This is a genomic window from Thermus thalpophilus (genome assembly GCF_022760915.1).
GTDB lineage: Bacteria > Deinococcota > Deinococci > Deinococcales > Thermaceae > Thermus > Thermus thalpophilus.
On the sequence record NZ_JAKTNS010000060.1, the window covers coordinates 1 to 6,918 of the forward strand.

Sequence of the window (6,918 nt, forward strand, 5' to 3'; positions counted from 1 at the left end):
AAAATTCCCTTTTCCTTTGGGTAGATAACCCGAGATCCGAGAAAAAGTGAGATACTTCACATATTTACCCCGGCCACGTGCGATTTTCATCGTCCAGGACGGCAAAAACCCCGATTTCCCCCCTCGAGGACCGCCCCTAAAACGGCTTTTAAGGCGGGGGGTGGGCGGGGGGGCACCTTCCTTACCCCTCCCCATGCCCCCCGGCCTTCTAGGGGCCTTAGGGCGGGCGAGAGGGGCCTTCTTGGGGCAGGGTCCGGAGCCTCCCCGGTAGGCTCTACCTCCCAGGTTGGACCCAGGGGGGCCACCATACGGTGAAGTCATCGAGGCCCCTGAGCCAGACCCCTTCCATCCACGGTCTAGTGTTTCCTTGCCAGGACCTTCAGGCCGCTTTCCTCCGTGGGGTCTTCGATGAGGGCGAACCTAATGCGTCCCCCGAAGGGATACGTAGCCCTCCAGCTGAGCCTCGGAGTAGAGCTCAGGCAGGTCAGGAGCACCTCCACGGGTGGAGGATTCCGAACCGAACGATCGAGAGAGTACCTGACGCTGTAGTAGACATCCGCAGGCGCAGATCTCTCCTGGAAGAACTCCTCAGGCGTGGGGTAGGTGGTGGCCTCCACGATCTTGAAGTCGGGGTTTGTGCGGGAGATGACCGTGAACTCGGGGGAGTTGTTCCTGACAAGAAACACATTAAGCGTCTCCCACCTGGGGAGCTCCAGGTCTACCTTCACCCCCTCCGTGCAGACCCTGGGGGAGGTGGGGTAGTAGGCGAAATCTAGGCCTTGCTGGGCAGGGTTGGGGGGGAAAAAGCAGCCCCCGAGGAGGAGAGAGCCGAGGGAAACAAGGAGAAGTCCAACTCTTAGACCCATATCTTCCCTCCTCGCCTAGCGTACCATCCGGTAGGCCCCGAAGGTGAGGTCCCAGTAGTCCGAGAGGAAGACCTTCGGGCTTCCATTCCAGTAGAGGAGGTCTCCTATTTCTTGGTCTGTTCTTACGTACGCCCAATTCGCCGACCAGTCCCAGTACTCAATGACCTCAAACCTTTGGGACAGGCCATAATGGGCCCCCCCTATACGGGGGAGAATGGGGAATAAGTTGAGCCGTACGTCTGTGGCGTAGAGGATGATGGCTGGCCGATCGTCATGCCCGATGGATCCCTTGAGGATCTCATTGACTCGCCAGGTGTTCTGGGACCAGACGACCCAATTAACGGCCGGCAGGAAGTGGTACAAGGCTAAGGGATCGAGATCCCTAAGCCAGGTCCCATCCAGCCGCCAGGGAAGCCCGTTATCCCTGAGCCAGGCGTTGGTCCCGTTTAGGACATCCCTTCGTGTGCTACTTGATCTGTCCCCCCAGGGTGTGAAAAAAGAGGGGGTGCTATGCCACAAGACCGTGAGCACCCCCAGAACGTAGCCTTTGGCTGACCTACCATCTTGACGCAGAGACCCTCATCGTGGCTACCTACATTTGGGTGGATGACGAACTCAAAGCCCTCGTCGCTCAAGGTTTCAAGCTCCCCAAAAAGCAAAAGCACCAAAAGGCCACCCTGGCCGAACTCCTGGCCCTCGCCATCTTCCTCCTGTTGCAAGGCCAGGACCTCGCCAAAGGCTACCTGGCCGCCAAGACCACCCTCAAGGCCTACTTCCCCTCCCTCCCCCACCCCAAGATGTTCCCCTTCGGGGAAGCAGCTCTCGCTTCTACCGGGTCCTTCAGAAGGCCCAGGGGCTGTTGGCTCACCTGGCCATGAGGCTCTCCGGGGGAAAAGGCCTCCTGCAGGTGGTGGACCTTAAACCCATCCCCCTGGCCCACGGCCACCGGATTCACGGCCTCTCTCTTCCTGAGGCCGCCGTGGGGGTGGGACCCCTGGGGGCTTTCGCGGGCTACGTTCTCATGCCGGTGATGAACGAGCGGGGCCTCTTTTTTCGTTGGGCCATTCTCCCCGGCAACGCCCGGGAGACCTGGGGGAGGGACCTGCTGGACGGTCTGCCCGCGGTCTTGGGGGACCGGGGCTTCCGCTGGGTCCAGGGGGTCAAGACCCCGCCCTATCGGGTCAGGGGAGGGAAGGTGGTGGAGACGGGGTGGAGAGAGTGGATGGGGAGGGTACGCAACTGGATCGAGACCCGCTTCAGCGTGATGGTCCGGTCTTTGGGGCTTCATCGGATAGAAGCGCGGTCCTACTGGGGTCTGGTGGCCCGGGTGAACCTCATCCTGCTCGTTCACAACCTCATCCGTAGCCGGGTGCTCCTGAAGATGGCCGGGGTGGAGCTATGAGGTAGCACACGAAGGAATGTTAAGCTCATACCATGAAACGATCCCTTGCCCTGATTCTGGCCTTGTTCAGCCCGTTGGCCCTCACCCAGTCCCCCAAGGAAGCGGTGGAATCCGCCCTCAAGGCCGCCTTCGGCGACTGGAGGGGCAGGACCTACCAGGGCCTGGACCGGGTAGTCTACTTCACCCCCGAGGGCCAGGAAACGCAGGTCTTGCGGATCCGGACCTACCTTGACCTCGGCGGTTGCCGCCTTCGCCTGGAGATCGCCCCCGAGGGCGAGAAGGCGCCCGCCACCCTGGTCTACACCCGGGAGCGCCAGTTCCTCCGCCTCCCGGACGGCAGGGAAACCCCCCTGGACGACCGCCTCTTCCTGGAGCTCATCTTCGCCTGGCAGACAGGCTTCACCGGGGCCGCCTTCGGTTATGACGAGGTGGCTTCCCTGGGGAAAGTGACCCTCCCCGATGGCAGCGAGGCGGAGGCCTACCGGGTGGTGCGCCGAACCCACGCCTGTCTCCCCAAGGGGGTGCTGGAAGCCAAGCCCTACGAGGGGAAGGTGTACCTTCGGGAGGGAAAGGTGGTGGGGGAAGGCTATTTCTCCCCCATCGTGGGAGCGGAGACCCTCTTCCTCTACCGGGACTTCCGGGAAGAAGGAGGGGCCCGTCACCCCCTGAAGGGGGAAGGCTATGTTCGGCAAGGGGACCGGTGGGTCCTCTTCTCCCGGGGAGAAACCCTGGAAGCCCAGGTGGACCTCCCCCTGGAGGAAGCCCTCTTCCGCTGAGGCTAGAGGGGGCCCGTGAGTTCCAGGCCTAGGGCAAAGCCCCCGTCGCCGTACCTTACCCGCACCCCCACCTCTCCCTTCCCCTCGGGGTCCAGGGCGTACCCCGCCCGCAGGAGGAGGGCTCCCCCGGGGGGCTCCAGCCCCAGAGGCAGGAAGAGTGAGGCCCCAAGCCCTAGGCTCCACACCTCGTTGGCCACCAGGGACAGGCCCAGGCCCAGCCCCAGGACGGGCACGCCGCCCCAGGGGTAGGAAACCCCCAAGGCCCAGGTGGCCACCACCGGATCCCTGAGGAGGCTCCCACTGGCCTCCCCTTCCAGGGCCCAGGGGTACCCCAGCCCCAGGCGCACCCGGGGGCGGCCCCAGAGGTCGGGAAACCGGTAGGCCAGCCCCACCCCAAGGGAAGGCCTGCTCTCCCCTCGCCAGAGGACTTCCCCTGCCTGCCCGTAGTCCCGCCTCTCCCCGAACAGGGTGTAGGTGCCCCCCAACCGGCCCTCCAGGAAGAGGTCCGGAGCCACCCGGTAGCTGAGACCCAAGGACAGGCTCAATCCGTGCCCCACCCGCAGGAAAGCGTAGGGACCCCGTTCGTCCGCCCCCACCCCTTGGAGGGCAGAGGGGGCGTAGGAGAGGGTGAGGCGGTAGCCCAGGGGGGGCTCCTCCGCCGGGCGCAAGGGGTCCACCTGGGCCAGGGCCCAGGCGGCGAAGGCCAGGAAGAGGGGCAGAAGCCTCAAGGCCACCTCCCCCCGAGGGCCTCCAGCCGGCGAAGCCGGGAAAGCGCCCAGGAGAGCTCCGCCTCCTGGTTGGCCCTTACCCGCCCCATCTGGGCCGCCGACCGGGGAAGGGCCAGCAGGATGACCCCGGAGAAGCCCTTCTCCGTCACTAGGGCCTCTATGGGTACGATGCGCCGGCCCCAGGAGGGGTCGGCAAGGAGCACCTGGGCAGGGCCGTCCCCAGGCGGGTCCACGATGCCCGCGATCACCAGAAAGTGGAGCTGGGGCTTGGTGACGTGGCCGATGACCGGAAGCCCTCCGCGGCGGAAGTAGTCGGCGAGCCCCTCCAGGTCCACCCGGTAGGCCTTCACCTCGTACCCCCGCCCCTGCAGGTACCGCTTCAAGGAAAGGGCAGTAAGCCCCTCCCGCGGGTCCTTCCCCGAGGCCTCCGTCTCACGGACGGCCACCTCCAGGACCTCGCTTTCCGTGGCCGGGTCGTCATAGTAGTGGGTGAGCAGTGTGGCCACCGCCGCCGCGCCGCAGGTGTACCAGTCCGTCTGGCCGACGACGTGGGTGTAGCGAAGGGTGCGATAAGAAGACAGGGCACTTGCTTCGGCAAAAAACACCCAGAAGAGAAGTGGGAGGATGAGATGCAATATAGGAGCCGCGGGGACACAAGCCATCTTTTGACTTACGCCTTCCTGTGTTACCTCTTAGCTCCACCCTAGCCATCCTGAGTAGAACCAGCCTGGTGTTCGATCTGACAAGAAAATCATCAAAGGCTAAGGCTCAGTATCCGCGGGAGTAGAAAAGAACAACAAGAAATGATAAACCCACAACAATTAAGGCGACCAAGGAAAGAACGCCCAAAGCACGCCATTCGCCAACCTTTTTCACCCAAGAGAGTGTGGCATGATACAGGAAACTGAAGAAAAAGGCCTGCAACAGTAGCCCAGGAGCTTCTCTAGCCTCTACTCTTTTGTCGAGCACCAACGTAAACAGGTTAATGAGTCCAAAGAAAGCTAAAGCCACAAGAAGAAAGGATTGCCAAGGCCTAAGTTTCCACATCATCGCCATACCTCACCAAGGCGAAGTTAAGAGTCCAAACACAAATCCATAAACAAAACCTTTACCAACGTTCGCCGCAAAGTCACGAGCATTCGCATCGCAACGCCCGGTATTGCAACCTATGGCTGCATCTACCGCATACGCTAAAGCAGCACTAATCGCCCCTGAAAGACCACCAATAACCCCCTCAATAACTCCCTCTCCCTCGTAAAGAGCTAGCTCCTCATCCGAAAAAAGCGAAGAAGATTCAAGCAAGGAAGTAGCCCACTCAACTGTTTGAACTTCACCCCGTACTCCCAGGGCCAGGATGTGCCCCTGCGCCCTAGCGCCCAACGGGGCATAGGCCAACAGCCCAAAGGCCATCAGCACCAAGAGGAATTTGCGCATGGCTCAACCCCCTCAAGGGTGAGGTTACCACGCCCCCCCCCCCCCCTTCCTGTCAAGAAGTTGTAATCGGTCAATACATCCCTTCGTGTGCTACTTGATCTGTCCCCCCAGGGTGTGAAAAAAGAGGGGGTGCTATGCCACAAGACCGTGAGCACCCCCAGAACGTAGCCTTTGGCTGACCTACCATCTTGACGCAGAGACCCTCATCGTGGCTACCTACATTTGGGTGGATGACGAACTCAAAGCCCTCGTCGCTCAAGGTTTCAAGCTCCCCAAAAAGCAAAAGCACCAAAAGGCCACCCTGGCCGAACTCCTGGCCCTCGCCATCTTCCTCCTGTTGCAAGGCCAGGACCTCGCCAAAGGCTACCTGGCCGCCAAGACCACCCTCAAGGCCTACTTCCCCTCCCTCCCCCACCCCAAGATGTTCCCCTTCGGGGAAGCAGCTCTCGCTTCTACCGGGTCCTTCAGAAGGCCCAGGGGCTGTTGGCTCACCTGGCCATGAGGCTCTCCGGGGGAAAAGGCCTCCTGCAGGTGGTGGACCTTAAACCCATCCCCCTGGCCCACGGCCACCGGATTCACGGCCTCTCTCTTCCTGAGGCCGCCGTGGGGGTGGGACCCCTGGGGGCTTTCGCGGGCTACGTTCTCATGCCGGTGATGAACGAGCGGGGCCTCTTTTTTCGTTGGGCCATTCTCCCCGGCAACGCCCGGGAGACCTGGGGGAGGGACCTGCTGGACGGTCTGCCCGCGGTCTTGGGGGACCGGGGCTTCCGCTGGGTCCAGGGGGTCAAGACCCCGCCCTATCGGGTCAGGGGAGGGAAGGTGGTGGAGACGGGGTGGAGAGAGTGGATGGGGAGGGTACGCAACTGGATCGAGACCCGGTTTAGCGTGATGGTACGCTCTTTGGGGCTTCACCGGATAGAGGTTCGGTCCTACTGGGGTCTAGTGGCCCGGGTGAACCTCATCCTGCTGGTCCACAACCTCATCCGTAGCCGGGTGCTCTTGAAAATGGCTAGGGGGGAGCTATGAGGTAGCACACGAAGGAACCGGAAATGGGCGGTTGACTACCCCGGGCCCGCGCTTGATGCCCATGGACATGTATGAAGGCAAGGGATTGAAGGTGCTGGTCATCGTGGAAGACCCCAACGAGGCGGGCTACCTGAAGTGGTACTGGAGCTTCCTCCCGTGAACCCAAGCGATCAGGCACACCGAGCGCCCTTTAGGTCCTAAGGCCCTGCCCTGGCGGGGCTACTCCCTTTCGCTCCGGCCCCAGGGACCTTAGGGCGGGCCAGGGGCCCCTTCCCTTGGGCGGGCCGGACCCCGGCCGACGGCGTGCCCGGCTCGCCCTCGAGAGGGGGGCTCTTTCGCGAAGGCGAACTTTCGCGCAGGAAAGGGCGAAAAGCGACCAAAATGACCCCTCGGACCGCATAGGCTTGCCGGGGATCCAGGGAAGACCTGGGGGGTTTATGCACCCCACCCCCCGGGATCCCCGGGGGGTGGGAAGGGCATGGACTTGCAAAAGACCACCTCTCCCGGCCTCTAAGGGCCCTAGAAGGCCGCCCCCTCGAGGGCCAAGGGGAAGTAGCCCCCCACCCCTTCCCCGGCCTTCCAGGGGCCTTCCAGGCGGCTTGAGGGGCAAACAGAAAACCCCGGCTGAGGTGTCAGCCGGGGGTGGGGGATAAGGGTGTCCCCCTGTAAGGGTGGGCTTCTCGCCC

7 protein-coding genes and 2 pseudogenes are annotated in these 6,918 nt (G+C 62.7%); 3 read left to right on the forward strand and 6 right to left on the reverse strand.

The window, feature by feature from the left end; translation table 11 throughout:
* Positions 1–356 precede the first annotated feature (356 nt).
* Together L0D17_RS12630 and L0D17_RS12635 are read right to left on the reverse strand one after the other, a co-directional pair.
* Positions 357–866, reverse strand: coding sequence for a hypothetical protein (locus tag L0D17_RS12630; RefSeq protein ID WP_243095629.1), 510 nt, complete (start codon positions 864–866; stop codon positions 357–359).
* Positions 867–881: 15 nt separating this feature from the next.
* Positions 882–1,397, reverse strand: coding sequence for a hypothetical protein (locus L0D17_RS12635; RefSeq protein WP_243095630.1), 516 nt, complete (start codon positions 1,395–1,397; stop codon positions 882–884).
* Here L0D17_RS12635 and L0D17_RS13830 point away from each other — a divergent pair.
* A pseudogene (locus L0D17_RS13830) lies at positions 1,377–2,268 on the forward strand (transposase family protein). The gene L0D17_RS12635 and the pseudogene L0D17_RS13830 overlap by 21 nt on opposite strands.
* 32 nt (positions 2,269–2,300) lie before the next feature.
* A complete protein-coding gene (locus L0D17_RS12650) occupies positions 2,301–3,044 on the forward strand; it encodes a hypothetical protein (RefSeq protein ID WP_243095632.1) in 744 nt (247 codons plus the stop codon).
* 2 nt (positions 3,045–3,046) lie between these two features.
* Here L0D17_RS12650 and L0D17_RS12655 read toward each other — a convergent pair whose 3' ends face one another.
* The 4 genes from L0D17_RS12655 to L0D17_RS12670 all read right to left on the reverse strand — a co-directional run bounded on the left by L0D17_RS12655 (position 3,047) and on the right by L0D17_RS12670 (position 5,206).
* The gene (locus tag L0D17_RS12655) at positions 3,047–3,778 is read right to left on the reverse strand and encodes a hypothetical protein (protein WP_243095633.1); all 732 of its coding nucleotides are present in this window, start codon (positions 3,776–3,778) and stop codon (positions 3,047–3,049) included.
* Entirely contained in the window at positions 3,769–4,377 is a 609-nt protein-coding gene (locus tag L0D17_RS12660; RefSeq protein ID WP_243095634.1) for a C39 family peptidase, read from the reverse strand. The genes L0D17_RS12655 and L0D17_RS12660 overlap by 10 nt, the downstream gene beginning before the upstream one ends.
* A 163-nt stretch (positions 4,378–4,540) precedes the next feature.
* A complete protein-coding gene (locus tag L0D17_RS12665) occupies positions 4,541–4,828 on the reverse strand; it encodes a hypothetical protein (RefSeq protein WP_038032521.1) in 288 nt (95 codons plus the stop codon).
* Positions 4,829–4,831: 3 nt separating this feature from the next.
* The gene (locus tag L0D17_RS12670; protein ID WP_243095635.1) at positions 4,832–5,206 is read right to left on the reverse strand and encodes a hypothetical protein; all 375 of its coding nucleotides are present in this window, start codon (positions 5,204–5,206) and stop codon (positions 4,832–4,834) included.
* Positions 5,207–5,340: 134 nt separating this feature from the next.
* Here L0D17_RS12670 and L0D17_RS13835 point away from each other — a divergent pair.
* Positions 5,341–6,232, forward strand: a pseudogene (locus tag L0D17_RS13835) (transposase family protein).
* Positions 6,233–6,918 lie beyond the last annotated feature (686 nt).

Excerpts from the sequence above, each read along its gene's own strand:
- L0D17_RS12650 (WP_243095632.1), top strand. The coding sequence starts at position 2,301 with ATGAAACGATCCCTTGCCCTGATTCTGGCCTTGTTCAGCCCGTTGGCC.
- L0D17_RS12630 (WP_243095629.1), bottom strand. The coding sequence starts at position 866 with ATGGGTCTAAGAGTTGGACTTCTCCTTGTTTCCCTCGGCTCTCTCCTC.
- L0D17_RS12670 (WP_243095635.1), bottom strand. The coding sequence starts at position 5,206 with ATGCGCAAATTCCTCTTGGTGCTGATGGCCTTTGGGCTGTTGGCCTAT.
- L0D17_RS12665 (WP_038032521.1), bottom strand. The coding sequence starts at position 4,828 with ATGGCGATGATGTGGAAACTTAGGCCTTGGCAATCCTTTCTTCTTGTG.